General features: G+C 53.6%; 25 protein-coding genes. 13 read left to right on the top strand and 12 right to left on the bottom strand.

What is annotated here, in order from left to right:
* Positions 1–90: 90 nt before the first annotated feature.
* From ACTRWH_RS08135 to ACTRWH_RS08145, 3 genes are all read right to left on the bottom strand, one after another.
* Positions 91–858 (bottom strand): SDR family oxidoreductase, encoded by a 768-nt coding sequence (locus tag ACTRWH_RS08135; RefSeq protein ID WP_462826259.1) that lies wholly within the window; start codon positions 856–858, stop codon positions 91–93.
* A gap of 525 nt (positions 859–1,383) precedes the next feature.
* The gene (locus tag ACTRWH_RS08140; protein ID WP_462826260.1) at positions 1,384–1,587 is read right to left on the bottom strand and encodes a hypothetical protein; all 204 of its coding nucleotides are present in this window, start codon (positions 1,585–1,587) and stop codon (positions 1,384–1,386) included.
* A 139-nt stretch (positions 1,588–1,726) separates the two neighbouring features.
* Positions 1,727–2,065: a hypothetical protein gene (locus ACTRWH_RS08145; protein WP_462826261.1), complete on the bottom strand. Its 339-nt coding sequence runs from the start codon at positions 2,063–2,065 to the stop codon at positions 1,727–1,729.
* Between the two features lie 130 nt (positions 2,066–2,195).
* Between ACTRWH_RS08145 and ACTRWH_RS08150 the strand changes: the two genes are divergently transcribed.
* The 3 genes from ACTRWH_RS08150 to ACTRWH_RS08160 all read left to right on the top strand — a co-directional run bounded on the left by ACTRWH_RS08150 (position 2,196) and on the right by ACTRWH_RS08160 (position 3,899).
* Positions 2,196–2,477 carry a hypothetical protein gene (locus ACTRWH_RS08150; protein WP_151982771.1) on the top strand — a complete coding sequence of 94 codons (282 nt, stop codon included), beginning with the start codon at positions 2,196–2,198 and terminating at the stop codon, positions 2,475–2,477.
* 98 nt (positions 2,478–2,575) lie between these two features.
* On the top strand, positions 2,576–3,604 hold the full coding sequence (gene rho / locus ACTRWH_RS08155) for a transcription termination factor Rho (protein WP_462826262.1): 1,029 nt from the start codon (positions 2,576–2,578) through the stop codon (positions 3,602–3,604).
* A 172-nt stretch (positions 3,605–3,776) separates the two neighbouring features.
* Complete coding sequence (locus ACTRWH_RS08160; protein ID WP_226909949.1) at positions 3,777–3,899, top strand: metallophosphatase family protein; 123 nt, start codon at positions 3,777–3,779, stop codon at positions 3,897–3,899.
* A gap of 53 nt (positions 3,900–3,952) precedes the next feature.
* On the opposite strand, the gene ACTRWH_RS08165 is transcribed toward ACTRWH_RS08160, so the two are convergent.
* Entirely contained in the window at positions 3,953–4,126 is a 174-nt protein-coding gene (locus ACTRWH_RS08165) for an RSP_7527 family protein (protein ID WP_156105514.1), read from the bottom strand.
* A 126-nt stretch (positions 4,127–4,252) separates the two neighbouring features.
* Between ACTRWH_RS08165 and gcvA the strand changes: the two genes are divergently transcribed.
* Complete coding sequence (gene gcvA, locus ACTRWH_RS08170) at positions 4,253–5,131, top strand: transcriptional regulator GcvA (protein WP_041334084.1); 879 nt, start codon at positions 4,253–4,255, stop codon at positions 5,129–5,131.
* 63 nt (positions 5,132–5,194) lie between these two features.
* Here gcvA and rlmF read toward each other — a convergent pair whose 3' ends face one another.
* Entirely contained in the window at positions 5,195–6,127 is a 933-nt protein-coding gene (gene rlmF / locus ACTRWH_RS08175) for a 23S rRNA (adenine(1618)-N(6))-methyltransferase RlmF (RefSeq protein WP_462826263.1), read from the bottom strand.
* A 205-nt stretch (positions 6,128–6,332) separates the two neighbouring features.
* Positions 6,333–6,764, bottom strand: coding sequence for a tautomerase family protein (locus tag ACTRWH_RS08180; RefSeq protein ID WP_273623863.1), 432 nt, complete (start codon positions 6,762–6,764; stop codon positions 6,333–6,335).
* 147 nt (positions 6,765–6,911) lie between these two features.
* On the opposite strand from ACTRWH_RS08180, the gene ACTRWH_RS08185 reads away from it, so the two are divergent.
* Both ACTRWH_RS08185 and ACTRWH_RS08190 read left to right on the top strand, forming a co-directional pair.
* Positions 6,912–7,367: a YfcE family phosphodiesterase gene (locus tag ACTRWH_RS08185; protein ID WP_462826264.1), complete on the top strand. Its 456-nt coding sequence runs from the start codon at positions 6,912–6,914 to the stop codon at positions 7,365–7,367.
* 157 nt (positions 7,368–7,524) lie between these two features.
* Positions 7,525–7,761 carry a PAAR domain-containing protein gene (locus tag ACTRWH_RS08190; protein ID WP_075196943.1) on the top strand — a complete coding sequence of 79 codons (237 nt, stop codon included), beginning with the start codon at positions 7,525–7,527 and terminating at the stop codon, positions 7,759–7,761.
* Positions 7,762–7,896: 135 nt separating this feature from the next.
* Here ACTRWH_RS08190 and ACTRWH_RS08195 read toward each other — a convergent pair whose 3' ends face one another.
* Positions 7,897–9,219 (bottom strand): hypothetical protein, encoded by a 1,323-nt coding sequence (locus tag ACTRWH_RS08195; protein WP_462826265.1) that lies wholly within the window; start codon positions 9,217–9,219, stop codon positions 7,897–7,899.
* A 36-nt stretch (positions 9,220–9,255) separates the two neighbouring features.
* The gene (locus tag ACTRWH_RS08200; RefSeq protein ID WP_462826266.1) at positions 9,256–10,983 is read right to left on the bottom strand and encodes a tetratricopeptide repeat protein; all 1,728 of its coding nucleotides are present in this window, start codon (positions 10,981–10,983) and stop codon (positions 9,256–9,258) included.
* A 455-nt stretch (positions 10,984–11,438) separates the two neighbouring features.
* Between ACTRWH_RS08200 and ACTRWH_RS08205 the strand changes: the two genes are divergently transcribed.
* Complete coding sequence (locus ACTRWH_RS08205) at positions 11,439–12,707, top strand: dicarboxylate/amino acid:cation symporter (protein ID WP_379865621.1); 1,269 nt, start codon at positions 11,439–11,441, stop codon at positions 12,705–12,707.
* Positions 12,708–12,749: 42 nt separating this feature from the next.
* On the opposite strand, the gene ACTRWH_RS08210 is transcribed toward ACTRWH_RS08205, so the two are convergent.
* Complete coding sequence (locus ACTRWH_RS08210; RefSeq protein ID WP_007152752.1) at positions 12,750–13,196, bottom strand: DUF3010 family protein; 447 nt, start codon at positions 13,194–13,196, stop codon at positions 12,750–12,752.
* A gap of 486 nt (positions 13,197–13,682) precedes the next feature.
* Between ACTRWH_RS08210 and ACTRWH_RS08215 the strand changes: the two genes are divergently transcribed.
* A complete protein-coding gene (locus ACTRWH_RS08215) occupies positions 13,683–14,735 on the top strand; it encodes a nuclease-related domain-containing protein (protein WP_007152751.1) in 1,053 nt (350 codons plus the stop codon).
* 32 nt (positions 14,736–14,767) lie between these two features.
* Here the strand turns inward: ACTRWH_RS08215 and ACTRWH_RS08220 are convergent, their stop codons facing one another.
* On the bottom strand, positions 14,768–15,328 hold the full coding sequence (locus ACTRWH_RS08220) for a hypothetical protein (protein WP_007152750.1): 561 nt from the start codon (positions 15,326–15,328) through the stop codon (positions 14,768–14,770).
* Positions 15,329–15,575: 247 nt separating this feature from the next.
* Here ACTRWH_RS08220 and ACTRWH_RS08225 point away from each other — a divergent pair, with 247 nt between their 5' ends.
* From ACTRWH_RS08225 to radD, 4 genes are all read left to right on the top strand, one after another.
* Complete coding sequence (locus ACTRWH_RS08225) at positions 15,576–16,028, top strand: hypothetical protein (RefSeq protein ID WP_273623861.1); 453 nt, start codon at positions 15,576–15,578, stop codon at positions 16,026–16,028.
* Positions 16,029–16,233: 205 nt separating this feature from the next.
* Entirely contained in the window at positions 16,234–16,359 is a 126-nt protein-coding gene (locus ACTRWH_RS08230) for a type II toxin-antitoxin system HigB family toxin (protein ID WP_136633531.1), read from the top strand.
* Positions 16,360–16,418: 59 nt separating this feature from the next.
* Complete coding sequence (locus ACTRWH_RS08235) at positions 16,419–16,781, top strand: helix-turn-helix domain-containing protein (RefSeq protein ID WP_286847772.1); 363 nt, start codon at positions 16,419–16,421, stop codon at positions 16,779–16,781.
* A 1-nt stretch (position 16,782) separates the two neighbouring features.
* The gene (gene radD, locus ACTRWH_RS08240) at positions 16,783–18,573 is read left to right on the top strand and encodes a DNA repair helicase RadD (RefSeq protein ID WP_462826267.1); all 1,791 of its coding nucleotides are present in this window, start codon (positions 16,783–16,785) and stop codon (positions 18,571–18,573) included.
* 106 nt (positions 18,574–18,679) lie between these two features.
* On the opposite strand, the gene ACTRWH_RS08245 is transcribed toward radD, so the two are convergent.
* Positions 18,680–21,091, bottom strand: a complete 2,412-nt coding sequence (locus tag ACTRWH_RS08245) for a response regulator (protein WP_462826268.1) — start codon at positions 21,089–21,091, stop codon at positions 18,680–18,682.
* Positions 21,092–21,307: 216 nt separating this feature from the next.
* On the opposite strand from ACTRWH_RS08245, the gene ACTRWH_RS08250 reads away from it, so the two are divergent.
* A complete protein-coding gene (locus ACTRWH_RS08250) occupies positions 21,308–21,787 on the top strand; it encodes an FKBP-type peptidyl-prolyl cis-trans isomerase (RefSeq protein ID WP_007152743.1) in 480 nt (159 codons plus the stop codon).
* Between the two features lie 90 nt (positions 21,788–21,877).
* Here ACTRWH_RS08250 and ACTRWH_RS08255 read toward each other — a convergent pair whose 3' ends face one another.
* A complete protein-coding gene (locus ACTRWH_RS08255; protein ID WP_462826269.1) occupies positions 21,878–23,356 on the bottom strand; it encodes an NAD(P)-binding domain-containing protein in 1,479 nt (492 codons plus the stop codon).
* Position 23,357 lies beyond the last annotated feature (1 nt).

Below are 23,357 nucleotides of genomic sequence, written 5' to 3' on the forward strand. Positions count from 1 at the left end.
TCAGGTAAATCTAGTTCAGCTATGTGGGGATAGATAGCAGAGCCGGTCGCCTTGAATGTCACGTTTGGCGACAAACGCTTCGGCGGGAGCCTAGTCCTCGTAAATCATCTTCCGCGTCATGCCGCCATCGATCACGAAGTTCTGACCGGTCACAAAGCGGGCGTCCGGCGAGACGAGGTAGGCCACCATAGCTGCCACGTCCTCGGGTTTGCCGACACGCCCACTGGGATGTTGCTCATGATCAGTGGCAGACAGAGGCTGCGGTTCAGAGGGCGCATGGGCCTGCCAGGCACTGACATCTATCCAGCCCGGGCTGATGCTGTTGGCCCGCACATCAGGCCCCAGGCTCATGGCCAGAGCGTGGGTCAGGGCGAGCAGGCCGCCCTTGGTTGCCGCATACGCCTCGCTATTGGGCTCGGACTGCAAGGCGCGGGTAGAGGCGATGTTGACGATGCTGCCCCGGCGTTGGCGCAGGTGCGGTATCGCGTGCTTTGCCAATAAAAAGGCGCCGGTCAGGTTGACGTCGATTCTTCGTTGCCACTGATCCAGTTCAAGCATTTCTATGGGGCCGGTGTCTGGATCTGCGATCCCCGCATTATTGACCAGAGCGTCCAGTCCCTGGCCCCATCGCGCGGCCTCCTCTACGGCCGAGGCTACGTCGGGCTCGCGGGATACATCCGTGGTGATCAGTAGCAGGTTGTTCGGATCGCCGAAATCCTGTCTGCATGCGCTGATGGCGTCTGCATTCTGGTCCAGGACGACCACTCGCCAGCCCTTGTTCAGGAAATGGGCGGCGATACCCTTGCCGATGCCCTGGGCGCCGCCTGTTATCAGTATGACCGGGGGTTGCTGTGCCATGTGTTCGGGCTCCTTTTGAAAACTGGGACAGAGCTATCTTCTCCCGCTGCCCTCTAAATCTCTACAAACCGCGGCACCAACATCAGCCCGTCACCCACTGCCAACATCTCCCAGGAGCTGCTTGCAAGGTACGGGTACAGAATCATCCCAATGCCGCAGTAACGGGTGACGATGTTTTTTGTGCGCCTACCATACATGAAGTACCCGAATCCGATGCAGGTCCAGATCGGCCAGTGGCTGCAACCGAAAGGAGTGCGCATTCCTTAAGCTTCCGTAACCTATTGAAAGATAAATAAAAGGTAATAGGTGGAGCAGCGTGTATTTCTGGTATTCTCAAATGGTTCATAAAACTGGCAAGTGCCTGATGGGAGGATGGAGAAGATGGTCTCCTTCCCGTCATACCGGGCAGATCAGACCACCTGAACAATGGGATTTATATCAATGAAAATGAAATCACTGCTCGTTTTTTTATCTCTGAGTGCCACCTCATTGGGGGCCGTTGCGGGTGACACAGCCGACGCCGCGCTAGGTGGCGGTATTGGCGGAGCAATTGGGGCTGCCATCGGCAACGAGGTAGGTGGCAGAGATGGTGCTATTCTCGGCGGTGCCCTCGGTGCGGCAACCGGAACAGCCATTACCACCAGAGATCATAGAGAATACGATCGCGACCATGATCGCCGTCGTCATGACTACGATGATCGCCGGCCTTACCGGAAGTCTGGTGGCCATTTCTGCCCACCGGGCCAGGCGAAAAAGGGCAACTGCTGAAACGCTACACGCCTTGCGCTGCCATTTTGAACTCCAGCGCCATGTTGTACGCGGCTCCACGCAAACATATGACGTGGTGCTCTCGATCATATATATCCATTTATCTCTCCCTGATGCTTTTCGCCACCTGTTTGTAGCGTGCGTCTTTTCCTTTGACGACAATATGATGAATAGCGGCTCGGTCAAAAATGTAGATATGCCCAAGACCGTGGGTCTCGCTATAACCTCCCAGTATGTCGAATGAATCGAGCGAATCTTTATAAACCGCATGGTCGGGTATATCGAAGGCTTCCCGTTGCTTGATCGCAATATCCCGAAGTTCGGGGGATAGAGATGGCCGAACATCTTCAGTAAAGAACGCACGAATGAATTGTTCAGCGTCGCCGGACAGATCAATGCCAGGGTAGAAGGTCTCGGCGTCGACTATTTCGTGAGACATCGTCCAGTCTTCCTAGTGGAAGGCCAAGACAGACCTATTTTTGGTGGATTTAACGGCATAGAATTGGCGAACGGTATCAACTGGATGTTCATATAGCACCCAGATAACAAGCGCAACGACAGGCCTTATTATGCATTTGGATAAAGCAAAGAAGCGCATTGCAAAGCAGGTCAAGAAGGGCTTTCATGGCTATCCGTTGGTTTCGCTGGAATACTTTGGTAAAGCGCCGGATTCAGCCACCGAGGTCGTTGTTTCATTTACTGAGGAAGAGGGTGCCGATCCTCAGAAGCAAACGTTTGTAAGCGGCGGTGATGCCCGGGAAGATGAAACGATTCAATCCACCCTCGTGAAAATTATTGAGCGGGCGGATGCCAAGACGGTGACCGAGATCGAGGGCATTTCCGCTCTATAATTAAAACAGACGTGTTAGCGCCATGATGACTTGTTCATGCAAGCACAGAGCCCCTCAGAGGTAATCTTGGCGAATAAGCATCTTTTGGAAAGAGTTACTTGGAGTTATCAGCCCATTTCGAAAAATATCTATCAAACAAGAGCTATCAAACAGACATGACGAGAAAGACATTAGGCTTAACCCGGAAACCCATCAAAGACGCCAAACCAGTGGCTGAGGAAGCCGAAGCTAAGGTTGAGGTTGAGGCTGATCCACAAAAACGTTTTTTAAACGGTGTGGCTATCAATCCAACGCCGGGGATTCGTTTGGAGTCAGGTTCAGAAAAACTCACGGTGCGTGCGATGGATTTGATCACGCCGATTGGAATGGGGCAGCGAGGTTTGATAGTTGCACCGCCGGGGTCTGGAAAATCGACGATCTTAAAAGATATTTGCCAGGCGGTGGGAAAGGCGTATCCCGAGATTAAACTTTACGCGTTATTGATCGATGAGCGACCCGAAGAGGTCACTGATTTCAGGCGTAGCGTCCCGGCTGAGGTACACGCTTCTTCTTCGGATGAAAGCTATGCTCATCACGTTCGCGTTGCCGATGAGCTTCTTGATATCGCCCGCCAACAAGCGGGCGAGGGTCACAACGTCATGATTGTGATTGATTCTCTCACGAGGCTTTCGCGTGTGCATAATGCGGAGCGAAAGAGCAGCGGTCGTACTATGTCTGGCGGGGTTGATGCGCGAGCGATGGAGATCCCGCGGAGGTTGTTTGGCGCTGCACGAAACATTGAGAATGGCGGGTCGCTGACCATTTTGGCAACCGTTCTGGTTGATACCGGCAGCCGTATGGACCAGGTTATATTTGAGGAATTTAAGGGCACGGGGAACATGGAGCTGGTTTTATCAAGAGACGTTGCGAATCAGCGAATCTTCCCCGCGCTGGACATTTCGAAAAGCAGTACACGCCGGGAAGAGCTGCTGTTAGATCCGAAACATTTAGACAAAATAAGAGCTTTGCGCCGGGCGCTTAGTGGTCTCAAACCGCTGGAGGGCACGAGAAAGCTGGTTGAGTTGCTTGAGAAATGCCCCACAAATGCCGAGCTTCTGAACAGCATCCCCGGAACGCACACCGATTGAATCTGCGATACGAGGTCAGGCCCGCGAGAAAGCCGCAAAAGTGATCTCGCTGAAATCCGCGCATGTCAGGTTGGCAATGATGGCCTTGCAGCTGGCCAGATCTTTTATTTCGGTTATTTGGGTAACCTGGGCCTCTTTTCTGGGGTCATTGAGGGATTAGGAGGGCGTAAGCATGCAAATCGGAGTGATCGCAGACACCTACAGCAAGATGCGTCCCGAAGCCCTGGAGGTTTTGGAAGGCTCGGATCTGATTCTTCATCGTTCAACGCGCAATCAGGCTGGTTCGCCAGTTTGAGCAAAACCAGCCAGTCTCCACATAAGGCCATCGAGTGCTAAACGGAACACGAATTAATGGCTAATGGACAGTTTCGGCAGCTTCACGTGGAAGAAGGACTTGATTTTGGCTTTGAGTGACACTGCCATCTGCGCGATATATTCGCTTCGTTCCTGCGATGCAAGCTTTGTGTAGTAATCAATGTCGATAGTGCCCTGTTCGTTCAGTTTCGGAGCCTGATAAGTCATGGTGGTGTGTCCTGGTTCGATAAGTGAGTATCTTCTACAGGACTTATGGTAATGAGTGCGAGGCTCTTGAAAAAGCGATCCTTTCTCATCAGACTGATGAATTAATCTCATCAGTCGAGCGAAGTTATGCGCCACCTGCCACCCCTGAATGCGCTTCGGGTATTTGAATCAGCGGCTAGACACCGCAGCTTTGTCGCAGCTGGCAAGGAACTTTTCGTGACGTCATCGGCGGTCAGTCATCAGGTGAAGACACTTGAAGAATATTTAGGGCTTTCACTGTTTGATCGAAGCAGGCGAGCGGTGACGTTAACCCCTGAAGGCGAGCAATATCTCTCATCGGTCAGGCATGCGTTCGATGAGATTGAAATGGCCACCCAACGACTGACCGCGAACCAGGAATCCAACGTGGTCAAGATCAGTGTTGCCCCCAACTTCCTAACCCGCTGGCTGATGCCACGCATGGCACGATTCCAGGCCCTATACCCGGATATTGAGCTGGAAATTAATGCGTCCATGGGGCTGCTGGATTTCGATCGCACCAGTACCGATATGGCGGTTTATTTCGGGAATGGTGAGTGGGACGATATTGAAGTGCATTTCCTGCGCAAAGTTATGCTGGTTCCGGTGTGTAGCCCGCGGCTACTGGACGGTGAGTTGCCGCTGGAGAAGCCTGAAGACTTGGCTAAACACACTCTGATTTATGTCAGCAAACGGAAGTGGGAGTGGGAGAACTGGCTGGAACAATCAGGCGTGGATTTTATATCCGCCCGGGGCAGCTTACAGATGTCCAGCGGGCAACTTGCCACGGCGGCGGCCCAAGAGGGCCTTGGAGTGGCGCTGGCTGATAGCACCCTGACGTCCCGTGAGATTAAATCGGGGAAGTTGGTGGTGCCTTTCGACATCCAATTGGATACGAATCGGGCCTTCTATCTGGTCTACCGCAAGCAACGTCCGCTGACCATCGGAATGAAAGCCTTCAAGGAGTGGCTGATGAGCGAGATATAGGGAGCCCTCGGGCCTGATTCTGGGAGGAAAACCGGGGCAGAAACGGCTTAAACTCGGGGCGGCTCAGATGAACGTCCAGGCCAAGACCCGCGTAATCTTATTTCCCTGCTTCATCTCAATTTCCCTTATATCGACTGCACCAAGCTTACGAATCAACTTCTTTGCGGGCTTAACATTGTCGGCTTTTGAAACCAGGCTGGTAAACCAGCGACATTGAGTTGAATACGCCTGGCTTTCTCTTATCAGCTTTTTCAGAAACAGCTGCTCACCCCCCTTGCACCAAAGCTCTGCTCCCAGACCGCCAAAATTCAGAGTAGGGGATTCGGATTTTGTTTTTTGTTCACCGTGACTGCGAGCAAGGTTATTGAGTTTTAGCCGGCTACCTTTCATCGCGTCATCGAGAGATGCATGGAAAGGCGGGTTGCATACGCTGACGTCAAAGAACTCACCAGCTTGGATGATCCCTTCGAACATGTGGTTTTTATCGTGCTGGGTGCGGAGCGTGAAGCGACCTTTGAGTGTGGGGTTGTTGGTGACGATTGTGGCTACGTTCGCAAGCGACTCCGTATTGATGTCGCTACCGACACACTGCCAGCCGTAAATTTGGCAGGCCAGCAGCGGGTAGATGCCATTGGCTCCCGTCCCTATATCCAGCAGCTTGATGCTGGGCTGATCAAGCCCGGGCAAGTCAGCGATGTAATGGATATAGTCGGCCCTGCCCGGGATTGGAGGGCAAAGTGCCCCGTCCGGAATGTCCCAAGCGACAATGTTGTAGTATCGGTTTAATAACGCGGCGTTGAGAGTTTTTACTGCCAATGGGTCTGCGAAATCGATGGAAAGGTTGCCATGAGGGTTCGTTTTCACATGGGGGGCTAGTGCCGGGTGGGTTTCTACGAGAGCTGGGAGGTCATAGCCCTGATTGTGCAGATTCCTCGGGTGTAGATCCTTGCGAGCAGGCTTTGTGGAAATCGGAACAGGATTATTTTTTTGGTTCATAAGCAGGGGGAAACTGTGACAGACCTATTTTTCGGGGCTTTCGCGTAGGTTCTCTGTGTAGATGAATTGCGAACAGGCGTTTACGAAAGTCATCGGATGGCAAAGTTGCATGCTATCACTCAAACGGTTGTTACACATTTCTGGAAGTTAAACATGTACTTCATGAATACATGTTCTAATCTGGTCGACAAGAGTGAGCGTTTGGTTAATCGGGTAACCTGGTTCGCTTTCCCGGAGTCATTCCCCGCTCCCACTCAGCTTCGTCTCCTGGCGCCGGAAGAAACCGGCCAAACTCGATCATCTGAGTGGCGGGAATGTCCTGTAGGTAGATCCACACGTCCTCAGCAGTTATGCCCGCAATTCGGGCTATCTCTTCAAGCATCTGGCTCATCAGGGCCTGCTTGACCTCGGTATTGCGGCCTTGCCGGACCAGGCCGTGCACATACACTTGGGGCGCGGTGTTCACGCTGCCACCGACAAAGTGATCGCCCTCATCGGTAGAAAAAAACAAAACCTGGGCAAAGAAACGGGGCGCGCCTGTTTGTGTGCTGTGGGCCGTTGTTATGGCCTCCGCGATCTTTGATTTCTGCTGCTGCGACAGAGAAAGATTCGCGACCGTGACGGTATAAGTGGGCATGGGGAATCCTACCGGGAGTGACATGTATTTACCTGTTCTGGCCGACGTTGAGAATCAGGTGGTCTTGTTTCACTATAGCAATGCTTACCTGCATGGCCATACGCACGGGCCGGGTTGGCGTCATTGGGGAATCTGGAGGGCGTAAGCATGCAAATCGGAGTGATCGCAGACACCCACAGCAAGATGCGTCCCGAAGCACTGGATGTATTGAAAGGCTCGGATTTGATCCTTCATGCCGGTGACGTGGGTCGGGACGAGGTTCTGGAAGCGCTGGAGCAGATCGCCCCTTTGGTTGCGATCCGTGGCAATATCGACAAAGTAGGCCGGGCAGCGACCCTTCCGGATGTTCGGGATCTGGAATTCCTCGGCCACGCCTTCCATATGCTCCATGATGTCAAAACCCTCCAAATCGATCCGCAGGGCCGTTACCGCGTGGTCATCGCCGGGCATTCCCACAAACCCCGTAATGAATGGATTGGCGATGTGCTTTATTTCAACCCAGGCGGCGCCGGGCCCCGGCGTTTTACTCTGCCGATCACGGTGGGGCGGCTGCAGGTGAGTGAGGGTGGTGTGGTTGGTGAGATTGTTGAACTGCCGGTTTGATGAGTTGGAAGAACCGGGCAGATCTGTTTGATCGCGCGGGTTGATTCCTTCCTGATTATTTTTGAAACTCCGCTAGGTATTGCAGCGGCAGGAGCCAGTGAAGGGGATCCTGCGCAAAGATGGACAAATCTCCCTCAAGGACAGAAGGAGCAAAGGAATGAGCAAGAAAGTTGTTTTATTGGGTGATGTGGGTACTGATCACTCCGGGTTCCCACCAACTCCGGTAATCGCCGGTTCCTCCGATGTGTTGATTGATGGCAAACCTGTTGCCCGTGTTGGTGATCCCCTCGCACCACATTCCAAACCCAAGCATCCACCTCATCCACGGGCTATAGCAGCGCGGTGGCTGGTGGCCAGGTTGTGTATGGTGCATCCAACCCATTCTTCGAAGTAGACCCGCGGACGGTCGGGTCTCGCGCTTCTGCCCTTACTTCGGTCTGATCTTGTTGTTTCCACCCGGTCGGACGGCAGGGGTAAAGGCGGATTCCATTTTAAAGCTGATGGCACCGCCGGCAAATTAAGCCCCAGATCACAATCCCGTCGCTTTGATATTTGGCTTTGAAATCGCCGAAACGCCGATGCGCTCGGCCAGGTAATCGCAAAAGTGTTGGGCGACGTCCTGACCGTCAAGGTCTTCGGCGATGGTGATCTTGTTTTGCTGGTTATCAACCGCAATAAGCTTGAAGTGTTCCACTTTGTCCACGCCCTGGCCCGTGCTACCCGTGCGCTTGATTGCCAAATGCCTAACCTGATTCATGGCCAGCTTGCGGCTGCGTACAGGCAGATAGAGCCAGCTTCTTAACGTACGAATTCCGTGGCGGTCGATACGAACGACCAGGCGGTTGAAGGGCAGGTACAAAGCCGCAGCACTTGCGGCGATGGCCACCAACACAAAGGGGATGGTGAACAGACCCGCTAGCAAGCCAAAGCCCCCGCCCGAGAAAGCGGACATCAGCATCATTGAGCTGGCAAAGCCGAAACCGCCGGCAAAAAACCAGGCGAATAAGGTGAGCACTTTATTGCGGAACATGGGGAAGCGCATTTTTATCTGATGGCCATAATCCTGGTAGTGCATGGCCCGGGAAAGGCCAGGCAGATCCAACCGCCCCGACTGTATGGCTTCTTTAGCGGCCCGTGATTTTTCGTCGCGTAAGGCGCGCACTTGCGCACTGATATCATGCCCTGCACTTTGAGAACGGGCATCGCCTTTGAACGCCGGAATGTCGTACTGGCGCTCCAGATCCACGCCCTCGATATCCGCTTTTACGGACAGGCGCCAGAAATGGTATTTGCTGGAACGTTTAGCATCTGCCTCTGGCAAGTCTTTCGGCAAGTCAAAGCTAAACGCAAGGCGTACACCGGGCCCTGCAGCTTCAACTCGCGGCGTTCCGCGCTCGGCCCAGAGGATTCTCTCTACGCGGGAGCGGTTTTTCCCGGAGCCGGAGACGTAGGTATAAATGCACTCCAGCGTCACGGTGACTTCTGCACCGGGAGTTATCAGGTCCTGGGCCCGAAGCCGGGGCACAAGAATTGTGCCACCCATCTGACCACCAATGGCTGCCGGATAGGGGGTCATGACAAGCTCGACTGTGCCGTAGTGACGATATGCTCGGGTCATGGTTACCGCTTTCCACAATAGCCCGAGGCCCACTGCAGGAAAAAGCAATGCCATTAAAACCGTCCAGAGGCTTTGATCCCAGGCTTTGGGTAGGGTCCACAGTAGCGGCGTGCTTATGGTGTTCCACACAAGGGCTACTACCCATATAAGCAACAGGGTGCGTTTACGATCAGATCGGATGTGGGGGCTTTCCCAGCCCTTGCGGCTTTGCCAGTTGGAGTTTTTGGGTGCCATTGGTCCTTCTCGTTGCGGACAGAAAACCGGGACAGATCATTGAGCTTTTTCGTTAGCCAAATGCACTTTCAGCAGATTACATCCTAAATTGGATCCATGCTCACAGGCACGCGTCAATAACTTTAACCCTTTCTTCAGGTTCTTGGTCACTCCTTGACCGGAGGCATACATAGTTGCCAAGAAAGAACAGCCAAGCATAGAATTATTTGAGCACGACTTTTGAAAGTATTCTAAGGCTCGTTGGTAATCGATAGGTACGCCTCGGCCATGCAGATAAATTGCACCCAGCGCATCGCAGCCTATAGTCAGGTCCCTGTCACAGGCCATCTTATTGTAGTGAAGCATTTTTTGGATATCACGCTCCACGCCTAAACCTTTGTAGTAAAGACCGCCTAGATTGTTACATCCCCAAACTGCCTCATCGTTGCACGACTTCTCGTAGAGAGATTTTGCTTTTCGAATATCTTTTTCAACACCTTTTCCCTCTTGGTAAAAATAGCCTAAATTATTGCAGCCCTGCAGGGCGCCCCTTTCACAGGCCAAATGATATATATCCCTTGCGGCCGAATAACTCTGATCAACTCCCGCGCCGTTCTCGAACATGAAGCCAATGTTGACGCAGGCTTCAAGATCATCTGCTTTACATGCGACATCATAAAACTTTATTGCTCGCACGTAGTCTGAATCAACACCAAATCCAGTCATATAAAGCCAGCCAGCCCATTTGCATCCATCAGGATGCCCGAACTCGCAGGCTTTCTGGTAGAGGTCAGCTGCTTTCTTTCCATCATCGTCTAGGTAATAGTCGCTTGCTGCGATAATGCAATTTTCTAATCCACCTCCATCACAATTCTTTTCTAAGAAGAAAAGTGTTTGTTTCTCATTCGTGGAGAGCCGAGCCAGGTCATCGCAGGTGGCCTTTGGAAAAGTATCACATAGGTATCTGTCGAATAAGCTTGTGTTCGAGAGTTCTGAATCTTTAAAGAAAGGAAAAAGAATAGCGATGATCAGAAATATTGCAATGCCGCCTATTAGTGCGATTTGATGGCCCGGATTATGCTCGATATCTAAGAGTTCGTTGAGTCGTGTTTTTGAAATTAAACGAACACACCATGATGAAAGGCAGTAAAGCCATGCCCAAATGGATGTTAAAAAGGTGGAGTAGAAGAATATGGAAAATATACTGAAAACCGCCACCAATTCCACAAGCGATGGAGCTGGTTTTCCAAGAACAAAAAGATAGGCCTCAATGGCGAGCCAGATAATGCCAGCAGTGATAAGTGCATCGAATGCCAGTAAAGCTAGCTGGTTCCATATGCTTGATATGGAGCTAAATTTATTAAGCAACCAACGCGTTTCAAATAATGATAAGTAATCAGAAATTACATTAAGTATAAGGGCATAAATGATAAGGTCCTTGGTGTCAAGATATACCCCAATTCGGCCTTTCTCTTGGAGGATGTCGCCCAGTAAAAAATACAATATAAATACTGTAATAAAAGATGCAACAGATGACCTTAGGAAACAAGCCCAGCTAAGATGTCTTCGGCCAAAAACAGCGTCGAATAATAGACAGAACTGCCTCAGCCAAGTGGATTCATAGCTTCCCCACAGCCAGAGTGACAAATGTTCCTTACTTTCTTTGGATAAATGTTTAGAACTAAACCAACTCACTGTTCCGTAAAAGCTGACAGCGATGCCCAGGGCGTAGGCCCAATAATTCGATATTTCAGAAAAATTAAATGTACTCAGATCAATGCTCATCGGTCGCGTTTGCCTATCTGGTTACATATGATCGGCCTAAGTGCAAGAAATAGCCGCTTAGAGCTATAGCAACCCTCATACATCCAGCTTGAGGACCGGCCATATTTGGACGAGTCCGCGACCGTAGGATTCAGCTTAATTTACCTTATGGAGCTTTGCATAGAAAAAGCCCCGGCTAAACGGAAAACCGGAACAGGCTCCCCCTGCTGAGACGGATTCCTCATATCCATATACCACTCGCGTATAGCCCATAATTGCACCAAATTTCCTGAGGCCTTGTGGCACAAGGCTTATGGGTACTTAACCCTAGGTTCCTAACAAACTTATCCACAGCTTCTGTGAGTAAAGTACGTGGCAATACCGGTTTACCAACGAGCCGGTACTGACCAGAATCCTCGATCCTTACGTTTTTGAATGCCTGCTCACTAACGGGCCAGGGTATAACGGGAGCTTCCATGAAAGCTGTACTTGATGCTTATCTGAATACTTCGCTGGTTCTGCGCATTGGTATTGCGCTTGTTCTTGGTCTGGTTGTAGGACTGGTGGGCGGACCAGCGGTGGCCGAATGGCTGGACCCTCTGGGAGAGCTGCTGCTTCGGTTGCTGAAGTTCCTGGTTGTGCCGATTGTCCTGTTAACACTGATGGTGGGAATCAATCAGGCCAATCTTGGCAGTATGGGGCGTGTGGGCCGGAAGATGCTGGGCTTCTATGTGCTGACTTCGGCGTTGGCGATCACGGTGGGGCTGGGTGTCGCGTCTGCTTTCTCGCCTGGCAGTGGCCTGGAATTGACGTCTTCGGAAAGTGTCGAAGTGCCGGAGAATCCGGGCTTTATCCAGGTACTTCTGAACATTGTTCCTACCAACATGGTTGAGGCCTTTGCCGAGCCGAACCTGCTGGGGATTATCTTCACCGCGATTGTTTTTGGCATTGCCCTGTTGAAGCTGCGGGAGTCAAAGGCTCACGGCGAAGTCGCAGAGCGGGTGTATGGCGTGGTTTCTGGCCTGAACGAGGTCACCATGAAGGTGATGGCCGGGGTGCTCCAGTATGTTCCGATTGGTGTGTTTGCGATTGTGGCCAGCACTGCAGGTGAGCAGGGCATGAACACGATACTGGCCCTCGGGGATATGGTCATGGTGTTGTACATCGCTCTGGCGGTACAGTTGGTGGTCTACGGGGGTCTTATGCGTCTTAATGGCGTTAACCTGATGGACTTCGTTCGCGAGGCCCGGGCTCCGGTCGCCACGGCCTTTGCCACCCAGAGCAGTTCCGGAACGCTGCCCCTGACCCTGAACGCAGCGCGGCGTTTGGGTGTTCCCCAGAGTATCTATGGCTTCAGCTTGCCGCTGGGGGCCACCATCAATATGGATGGAGCCGGCATCCGCATTGCGATTTCTGCAGCCTTTGCCGCCAATGTGATCGGGGTGCCCCTGGACTTTGTCACCATGCTGGAAATCGTTCTGATCGGCACTCTGGCCTCCATCGGTACGGCCGGTGTGCCGGGTGCGGGTATCGTGATGATTGCTACGGTGTTTGCCCAGGTGGGCCTGCCCATTGAAACCGTAGCGCTGCTGGTGTCCATCGATGCCCTTGTGGGTATGGGGGCCACGGCGATGAATGTCACCGGGGATCTGGTGTGCACTTCAGTGATTGCCCGTTCCGAGGATAAATATGAGGCGGCAGAGGCAGGCTCAAGCCAGGCGGTGCCGCAGGAACAGCTGTCCTAGGGGCAGCGTGTCAGTGGGAGCCGAGCATCGGCTGACTCACGTTCATGCGGCCCCTTTCATGCTGGTCATCTGAGCGACATAGGCGGTGATAAAGGCTGTTTCCTGAAACACCTTCAACCCCGTATCGGCAAACGCAATCGGCAGCGGGTTGGATGCCAGGGTAGATTTGATCATTGCCGGGGGCAGCAAGGTCACGGTTAACTCAGTATCGGTGATCAGTTGAATGGCCGCTTCCAATTTGAAGCTGATGGCACCGCCGGCAAACTTACCTTTCGGCATCCGCTCCTTGATCGCGACGCGGGTGACCCCGTACTCGGCCATTAACTCCGCAAAGGCCGCCTGAAAACGCTTCAGGTCTTCACGGCTATGATTTTTCGGCAGTGACAGTTTGCGCACCTTGCACTCCGGCAGGTTGAACTGCCCTCTGTCCATATTCAGCAAACACACCACCGCATCGCTGCCCGTCAGTTCAACTCCGCAAACAATCATAGCCATTGTCCTCTGTGCTCCAGTTGTGATCAGCCACGAATGACTTTACCAGCATGCACTTGTCCGATGTGGTTCTTGGCAAACTTTTACAATTGACTACATTTCGCTATTTCATTTTTGCAGTAAAAACATAAGCTTGTGCCGTTGGTCTGACTGACCTTGTCATAACCAGTCTGCAGCAGGCGTTCCTGGTTGGCCGGATAGGGTTCCGTGTAGAGGGGAATCTGATTATCGACGAAGAGATCGACGGTTGCAGCGCAAACGCATAGTTCAGATTCTTGCGCGCTAAGTACCTGGAATTCTCTCGGCCGGCAGTTTCTGTCGGCCTTTTCAGCTCCGAACTCTCAAAGCACGTTTTTGTTGCTCGGCCACAGTGGCCGATGTTTCCTTGGCGAGTAGTTACAAAAATCCTAAGGCGCCGAAACGAAGACTGATTTATGTTTCACGTCGGATGGATTTAGGAAACGAAGCAAGGATGTTTGAGAAATGGATTTGAGCCCGGTCTACCAGCTCCTTATCACTCTACTCTGGTACCTGTTGCCCCTTGCAATCATGCTGGGTGTAATCAAGTCGCCCTGGTTCAAAGGTAAGTTTGGCGAGTTTCTGGTCAACTTCTCCGCACGGTGGTTACTGGATAAATCCCGCTACCATCTCATCAAGAACGTTACCCTCCCCACAGAGGACGGCACCACGCAGATTGACCATGTTCTGGTGTCGGAATTCGGGGTCTTCGTTGTCGAGACAAAAAACATGAAGGGCTGGATATTTGGTGGCCCTCATCAGCGCTTCTGGACCCAGAAGATTTTCCGCTCCAATCACAAGTTCCAGAACCCGCTGCACCAGAACTATAAGCACGTAAAAACGCTCCAGGCATTGCTCGGGTTAAACGACCATCAGGTGCACTCGGTGGTGGTGTTTGTGGGGGACAGCACGTTCAAAACACCCATGCCGGAAAACGTGACTCAGGGGCTGGGGTATGTTCGTTATATCAAGTCGAAGATTGATCCTTTGCTTAGCCTGGAGCAGGTGGCGGAGGTTCGGGAGAAGGTGGCAGCTGGTCGCCTCAAGGCATCTTTCGCCACCGACCGGGCCCATGCTCACCATGTGAGAAATTTGGTTGCCGAGCGCTACGCTGAAGCGCCTCGTCGGCCGAGTAGGGGACGCCTCAAGTTCTTGGTTTTTCCAGCCTTGATGTTGGGCGTCGGCGCGATCGGAATGAACGCCTATTGGAATTTTGCTTCGCAGGAGATGGCAATAGACACAAAAAGGGTGCCTGAGCACAGGGTTGAAAGCGCACCGCAGCCCACTCGTCACAGACCTGAAAGCGAGCCCAAAACCGATTCACGGACGGTGGAGCCTGAGCCTTCGTCAAGTGCTGTTATTCAGCGTGTTCATCAATCTTCCTCCGAGTTTCTTTTGGCGCGGCAGGAATGTAACTCCCTGATTGCGGCTGCTATTGGTAGCTCGGATCCGCGCCTTCTAAGAGACAGGGACAAGGCGTGTGCTCGGTATAAGGTTTTGCGAGGGGAAGAGCATTGAATCTGAAAGGGTAGCGCCCCTGGGCAAGTAACCTAGTTCAGTCGATAGAATGGACGATCATAATCGAGACTGGTTGGCCGCTGGTCTGGCGAACTGGTTGTGCCTTCTCCTGTGTAGAGAATATTGTTGTTGATGTAAACGACATTGTACTCGTCGATCTCGAAGTCGGCGCCATTGAACTGAGTCACATGCGACGTGAGTTCGGTAGCGGTGAGGCCGGAACTCAGTAAAACGTCTTCACCGAGTGTGAAGTTGCCTGATGAGGTAGGATTTGGAGCTTCCGGTAACGGGGTGGTGCAAGCGCTATCGATGTAGTTCTCGATACTTGTGGCAAATGCGCTGCGGGTGAAAGAGACCGTCACGATATCGTAGTGTGCTTCGCCCTCCACGTGCCCGCATGGTTTCTTCCAGGTGCCCTCGAGTACCGTGACTTGATCGGGTGGCGTCACGGGGTCGCTATCGTCGTTCCCGTCAGACGAACCTGAACCGGGAGTGGTATTTTCGTTGGTTTTTTCCAGATCGCTCCCACTTCCGCCGCCTCCGCAACCGACCATTAATGCCGAAATAAAGGTGCACGCCAAAATCCTTTTCATCGTTCTGTTTCCTTACAATGTTATCTAAATAGAATATTGTTATATCATTGTTGCATAAGGTGGATGGCCGCGATAGACCTGGCTCTCTCTGGAGAGGGCGGCATACTCTCCTGTTCATCCAGGATGAGCCGAGGTGTTCCGATCTCCGGCTTTCGGAGTCAGCGCCACTGCTGGCTATAATGGCCTACCTCAAACCGTTGCAGAAAACGTTATGCCAATCGAAAAGATTAAGTGGTCAGACGCTGTTGTGAATAAGTTTCAGGTGTTGGTGATTCCATTGCTGTCGTTAATCGCCGGCTGTACCAACATGGCCGGCGATGTCGCCAGAACCATTCATCCGGCGCCGTCGTCTGCTCTGGATGAAAACACGCTGTTTTCCGTTGCCAGTGAGTTCTTCATCGGGAAGGACTATGAGTGTGATGCCAGGCATGATCTGAGTACGCTTCGGTGTGCCAAAGAACTTCGCGATCTATATATTCACCAGACCCAAGCGGTGGTGCAGATTTATCCCGGCGACGATGTGGCGTATCCCCATACTTTGGTGACGTCTCGATGGGATGAAGGGCTGATTCCGGGTGAGTTCATTTCCAGTGAGTTCACGAATCCCGATGTGACGGCGTTTTGTGAGTATCTTCAGGCGCAGGCGGTGGGGAGTTGCCGATTGTTGACCGAACACGGCTCTGCCCGGGGGCCGGAATGATCAAGCCGAGTTGCTACAGCTGTCGGAAAAAATTTGACCCATCCGAACTGAGGCTTTCCTACTCAAAAAACTACTGTGAGGGCTGCGGCGTTGGGCTGTTTGGTGACGAATACTTTCGTTTCGCCAGAAAGCCCGCTCCAACGACTCGGAAGAACCTGGCTGTTCATGTGGCCGTGCTTTTTGTCGTGGTTGCCGGCTTGTTGTTATGGCTTTCAATTTAAGGCTGATTACCTTCATTGAATTTCGTGATAATCGCATGTACATAAAGCACATTTGCCGCCACGCCGAATACGACCGGCTGGCTGATAAATACCGTCGCAATAAGGAGTGAGGCTTATGTTATCGCCTGCTTTTGTTGAGATCAGAGAAGCGCTATCTCAGGTGCCTTTTGTGGCACATATTGAGACTCAGGACGACTATGAGCGAGCGTTGGAGCTGATGGACCAGTTGGTGGACGACTACGACGCCAACAGGCTTCTCATTGAGGTTCTGTCTGTCAGCATTGAGCGCTGGGAGGACCAGGCTACAGAGTTTTCCGACTTTAATGCCGCTGTTGCTGAAACGGACAGGGGGATTGCGGTGCTGAAAACCCTGATGGCTCAACACGGCCTAGGGGTTGCTGATCTACCGGAGTTGGGTTCAAAAGGCAATGTGAGCAAAATTCTCAATGGTGCTGAAGGAAAGAAGCTGACCCGCAAACACATGGAGGCCCTAGGCAAGCGGTTTGGGGTGTCTCCGGTACTGTTTTTCTAGGATGCCTGCGTATTCAGGAGCCCCTTTCAAACTCCGCCCCTACCAACGGGAAGCCGTCGACGCCACGCTGAATCATTTCCGCAGATCCGATGAGTCTGCCGTCATCGTGCTGCCAACCGGCGCCGGCAAAAGCCTGGTCATTGCCGAGCTGGCCCGTCTAGCCAAGCGTAAAATTCTGGTGCTGACCCACGTCAAAGAACTTGTGGAGCAAAATCACGCCAAATACCAGAGTTATGGGTTGGCCGGCGGCATCTTCTCCGCCGGGCTGAAGCGCAAGGAAAGCCACCATCAGGTGACGTTTGCCAGTGTGCAGTCGGTATCGGCGAATCTGGATCAGTTCCGGGATGAATACTCGCTGGTCATCATCGATGAGTGTCATCGGGTCAGCGGCGATGAAACCAGTCAGTATCAACGCATTATTGAGTTGCTACGGCAACAGAATGACGTCCTCAAAGTGCTCGGGCTGACCGCTACGCCCTACCGTCTGGCCATGGGCTGGATCTATCGTTATCACTACCGGGGCTTTGTTCGCGGCTCTGTTGACGAGCAGGACAAGCCCTTTCAGCACTGCATTTACGAACTGCCGTTGAGCTATATGATCAATCGGGGGTATCTCACCCGGCCCGAGTTGGTGAATGCGGCAGTGGCGCAATACGATTTCTCCGCGCTGGCTCGGGACCGCTTTGGCGAGTATGCCGAGAAGGACGTCAACCAGCTGCTGAGCAAACACAAGCGTGTGACCCGCGCGATCATTGAGCAGGTGATGGAACTGGCCGCTGAGCGCCAGGGAGTGATGATCTTTGCGGCCACGGTGGAGCATGCGAGGGAGATCACCGGTTATCTTCCTGAATATGAGACCGCTTTGGTAACTGGCGCGACCGATCAGAAAGATCGGGACATGCTGATTCAACGATTCAAACAGCGGCAGTTGAAGTACTTGGTGAACGTATCCGTGCTCACCACGGGCTTTGATGCGCCCCATGTGGACGTTATTGCCATTCTTCGGCCTACCCAGTCGGTCAGCCTGTATCAGCAGATCGTGGGCCGTGGTCTTCGCCTTGACGAGGGCAAGCAGGATTGCCTGGTGATTGATTACGCGGGCAACCACGTGAATCTGCATCATCCGGAGGTGGGCGAACCGAAACCGAACCCGGACAGTGAGCCGGTGCAGGTATTCTGCCCGGGCTGTGGCTTTGCCAATATCTTCTGGGGCAAAACAGACAGTGAAGGCCGTGTGATCGAGCACTACGGGCGCCGTTGTCAGGGGCTTCTGGAGCCTGTGGACGGAGACGAGCCTGCTTCGCAGAAAGGTCGCCTTGAGCAGTGTGATTACCGTTTTCGCTTCAAGGAGTGTCCCCACTGCGGTGGCGAGAACGATATTGCCGCCCGCAACTGTCACCGATGCCAGAAAGCCATTATCGACCCGGATGATCAGCTGAGAGATGCGCTGAAGCTCAAGGATGCCATGGTGATCCGTTGCGCTGGAATTGCACTCAGTGTTGATGGAAACAAGCTGAGAGTGACCTATCACGGCGAGGACGGGGAGGAACTCAGGGAGTCGTTTGATTTCAGCAAGCCTGGCCAGCGCACCGTTTTCAACAAGCTGTTCGGGCGGCGTTTCGCGAACGGCCGAGCGCCGAAAACATTCAGCAAGGCGGAGGAAGTACTTGAGAGCCAGGCCTTGTTGCCAGCGCCGGATTTTGTTGTTGCCCGCAAGCAGAAGCATTATTGGCAGGTGCAGGAGCGGATTTTTGATTATCGGGGTAGCTATCGTAAGGCGAATGAGGTGTAAAACCGATGGTCCGTAAAGCCCTGACCTTCTATATCGAATTGACTGAAGTGCACGCTGCCGAACCGGGGGGCGTTAGCGCCTGGTTGCGCGCACAAGGTCGTGATGCTCAGAGCTCGAAGGTCATGGCCACTTCCGGCGCCTGGATGAAGTGCCCCTGAAAATGGCGGATGCCACGGTCCCAGAACCACGTCAGAGCCTTGGCGTCTTCGACCCGGGTGGCTACGATTGGCTGGCTCGACCCGAAGACCCCGGTAAGCTGGCGAAGCATGTTTTCCAGTTCAGCCGTCTGCTCGGCGCTGGTGCCATACTTTGGAGCCAGCTTCACGAATTCCACGGTCGGCAACTCTTTCAGCAGTTCAATCGATGCCGGGCCGGTCTCAACGTGCTCGATGATAAGACCACAGTTCATGCCGTGCAGCACGTTTAATACCTGCTTGGCCTTTGCGACGTCTTTGATCACGGTTGGGCTGGACAATGCGAGGTAAATGCGGCGTTTGCCTTTGATGCTCGCGTTGCGCATACCGCTGCTGAGAAAGGGCATCATTCTGGCTACATCCGCCATGGGGGACGCGAGTTTGATCGCCACGGAGTAACCCGCTGCGGCTTTTCCCGAAAGCTCTGAGAGTCCCTCAAGCGCGTGCTCCACGACCCAACGATCGAGATCATGCAAGGTGCCATGATTTCCCTCTGTCAGCTGTGGCAAGAACTGGCCGGGCAGATACAAGGCATCGTCTTCATCCACTAGCCGTACCAGGGCTTCAAAGACAGTATCTCCGGAGTTCATATTCACGATCGGCTGGTAGTGCAGTTTGAAGGCCTGGGCATCTAGCAGTTCCCGAATGCGATCATCGAGTTTGCTATGATCGGAACGCTCCGGCGCCCGCCGCCAGACCACCCGAGCGTTGTCCGCCTGCATGGCCTCACAACAAGCCTGCTCGACTTCCATCAGGGCCTTGTCTTCATTCACCGCTTCTGTAAGAGGCAATACGCCCATACTGACGGTAACGGAATTCGGCGGTTCACCCAGGGACCATGCCGGGCTGTTCAGGCGTTGGTGAAACTGGTCCAGATAGGCACTTGCGTCCTCGGCTACAGGCGCGGTTATTTGAAACAGGAAGCTGCCGCCGCCCAGGCGACAGCCGGAATCCCTGGCACCCAATTGGTCCGCGAAGTGGTGCTCCATGCGGGCAGTTAAACTGGCCAGTGCGCGTGCGCCATGCTGTGCGCGCAGGTACTCCTCGCGGTCGATTCCCACCTGGACCAGAAACCGCGCCTGGTTGTTAGGCGAGGCCTCAAGATAAGCGAGGGAGGAGGCCAGTTCGGTCAGAAAAAAGTCATGGTTCTGCAAGCCCTGACGTTCTTTGCGTTGACTGACCAGGTTGATGCGCGCCGAGATGCGTTGAGCCTGTGCCAGGTGATGATGCAGCGCCGCCAAGAATCGTTGATTGTCGAGTGGTTTCTGGAAGAACTCATTGCCCGCCATGCTGTTCGTCTCGAGGTGGTCGGCCACTGCCTGCGACGCTGACACAAACAGGATGGGGATGGTGAGATATCTTGGGTCCTGGCGCAGCGCGCGGGCAAGTTCCAGACCTTGAACTCCCGGCATTTCGTGGTCCAGCACGATGGCGTCAGGTTGGAACTGTTCGATGCGCTCGAGAATTCTCGCGGGCTGGGAAAGGCCTTCTACTTCGTAACCTTGATTGAACAGTAAGTCTTGATAGTAGGCGAGCAGGTCGCTGTCGTCATCCACCCAAAGTACCCTTTGCCTGACACTGGTGCTGAGTAGCTGATCGATCCGCTTCTCCAGCGCGTCCATATCCAGGGGTTTGGTGATGTAGCCATCCGCGCCGGCCCGCATAGCCCGCATACGTGCGACGATGTCATTTCGGGCTGACATCATGATCACCGGGCTACAGGAATCCACCTGGTGCTTGAGGCGGTCAAGAAGCGTTATTCCCTCCAAAGCGCCGTCGGGGAAGCTGATGTCCAGAAGAATCAAGTGGTAGTAGTCGTTTGTTTGTTGGCTAAAGGCGTTTGGCGTGTCGAACGTGTCAACATCAAAGCCCCGTTGTTCCAACCAACCCTGCAGAAAAACCGCCTGGTTGCGATCGTCCTCGATGACGGCGATTCGGTGATGGTTTATGACAGTCACAGCCGCCGGGGCCGTTTCGTTCTGGGTGGCGGTATTGATAGCCTGGTCAATGGCCCGCTCCAGAGCCTGGAGCGAGGCTTCAATCTTGTCACGTTCTATGGGAGTTGCTACCGGTTTATTCAGCACGTGCTGCAACTGGCTCTCGAGGACCTGTGCACTTTCGCTGATGGCAGAAAACTGGAACGTAGTTCCGCTGCCCGACAGCTTGTGGGCGCACCGATCCATGAGCAACAGTGTTTTCTTGTCCCAATTGACATGTTGCAAATGGCTCCAGGAAGCTCTCAGTTCCTTTGCGCGGCTTGGAAGGTTTTGAGCATACTGCTGTCTGAGCTCCTGATACTTTACTCCCAAGTTGGCGCCTACCATTCATGAACCTCATCTGCTGTTGGAGGAAAATCAGAGTGTGGGTCAGATTTCGAATTAACGGAGAGTGTTGTTACCTGATCATAGCTTGCTGAAAAAAGTTCCGCGACCTGTTATCAGATGGAAGTGAACCGAGGCAGGTCTGATTTGCCTTCACTGAAGTCAGTGCCGCCACTGGGTATAATGGCGTACTTTGAACCGTCGAAGAGAACCTATCCTATGCCAATCGAAAAGAATCAGGTGGTCCTGTTTCACTACAGTGTCCGTGATGAACAGGGCAACGAAGTTGAGAATTCCCGTGGTGGCAAGCCGAATGCCTACCTGCATGGCCACGGCGGCGTTATCCAGGGTCTGGAAGAAGCTCTGGAAGGTCGCGAAGCCGGCGATACGTTCAGCGTTACCGTCACTCCGGAAAAAGCCTACGGCCCGCGCAAGGCCGATGCCGTGCAGCGCGTGCCGGTCAAGCATTTGATGGGTGCCAAACGCTGGAAGCGGGGCATGATCGCCCAAGTGCAAACCGAGCAGGGCCCGCGCCATGTGGTCGTTGCCAAGGTCGGCCTCAAATTTGCCGATGTCGACACCAACCACCCGATGGCCGGTAAAACCCTGACCTTCGATATCGAAGTGATCGAAGTACGTGCCGCCGATGCGGAAGAGATAGCGCACGGCCACGCGCATGGGCCGGGTGGGCATCACTGAAGATAAAAGGGGGCGTAGATGCAAATTGGTGTGATCGCAGATACCCACAGCAAAATGCGCCCCGAAGCGTTGGAGATTTTGAAAGACTCTTCAGCTATGCGGCAGAAGCCGATAGTCTTTCAGAACTACCTCTTTCATTTGCAGCGCATACTGTGTGGCAAATCCCGGATACATCGTCGCGTTAAACCCATCCTCGGTGAGATACCAGCTTTTGCAGCCGGTGTTCCAGTTGGTTCGTGACAGGCGCTTTTGTATCGCACGATTGTGACTTTCCTGTGCGCTCTGGCGCACGTCCAATCCTTTCAGGTCCAGGCTGGTGATGGTGCGCACGGCTTTAACAATATAGTTAATCTGCGACTCCATATACACCAGAGCGGAGTTATGCCCGGGGCCGGAGTTCGGGCCGAATGTCAGGAAAAGGTTGGGGTAGCCGGCAACATTGATGCTTTTATAAGCCGATGCGCCCCTTTTCCACTCGTCGTCCAATTGCCGGCCATCCACGCCGGTAATCGGAAACGGTGTGCCGGCATTGCTCACGTTGAAACCGGTGGCAAAAATCAGGCAGTCGAACTGGTGCTCGATGCCCTCAACCGTGCGCACTCCGTTTTCATCGATCCGGGCAATGGGCCAGGTGATCAACTTGCAATTGGGTTGCTGTAGGGCCGGGTAATAGTCGCTGGATACCAATACCCGCTTGCAGCCCAGGCGGTAGTTCGGGGTTAGCTGGCGGCGAAGCCAGCGATCCTTCACTTGATTGCGCAGGTGCCACTTGCCCAGCCGCTCCGCCAGGCGAGTGAGGGGTGAGTTCCAGATCACCCCAAGAGCCATGGATTCGTGGGCGAGGTAGAGCGCCTTGCGCAATGCGTTCTGGCTCAGGGGCAGTTTTCGAAACGCCAGCTTCTGCCAGTCCGGCGTTTCGAAATCTGGCCGTGGCATGACCCAGGGTGGTGTCCGCTGGAACACGGTCAGCTTGTCGACCTTGCCCACGATGCTTGGCACGATCTGAATGGCGCTGGCACCGGTGCCGATTACCCCGACACGCTTGCCTTCCAGGTTGTAGCTGTGGTCCCACTGGGCGCTGTGGATTTTTTTGCCTTTGAAGTTTTCGATGCCTGCAATATTCGGAAAGCCCGGGTTCGATAACGGTCCCTGGGCCATCACCACGGTTTTTGCGTAGTAGGTTTGTCCGCCCTCGGTGGTGGCCTCCCATACGCCCCTATCCTGATCCCAGTTCAGGCCGGTGACGTTGGTGCCAAAGCGAATGTATCGGGCCAGGTCAAACTGGTTCACCAGATGGTGGATGTAGCCCAGGATCTCGCGAGCACCGGAGAAGCTTCGGGACCAATCCGGGTTTGGCGCAAACGAATAGGAATACAGGTTTGAGGGGATGTCGCAGGCGGCACCGGGGTATTGGTTATCCCGCCAGGTTCCGCCTACCTGCTCGTCCCGCTCCAGTATGACCATGTCATCGATGCCTTCCTGCTGCAGGCGAATGGCGGTGCCGAGGCCGGCAAAACCGGCCCCGATGATCAGGGTGGTAACCACAGGCGTCGTCTGTACGTCAGTCATG

This window comes from Marinobacter sp. G5_S1_61_S3, from assembly GCF_054968585.1.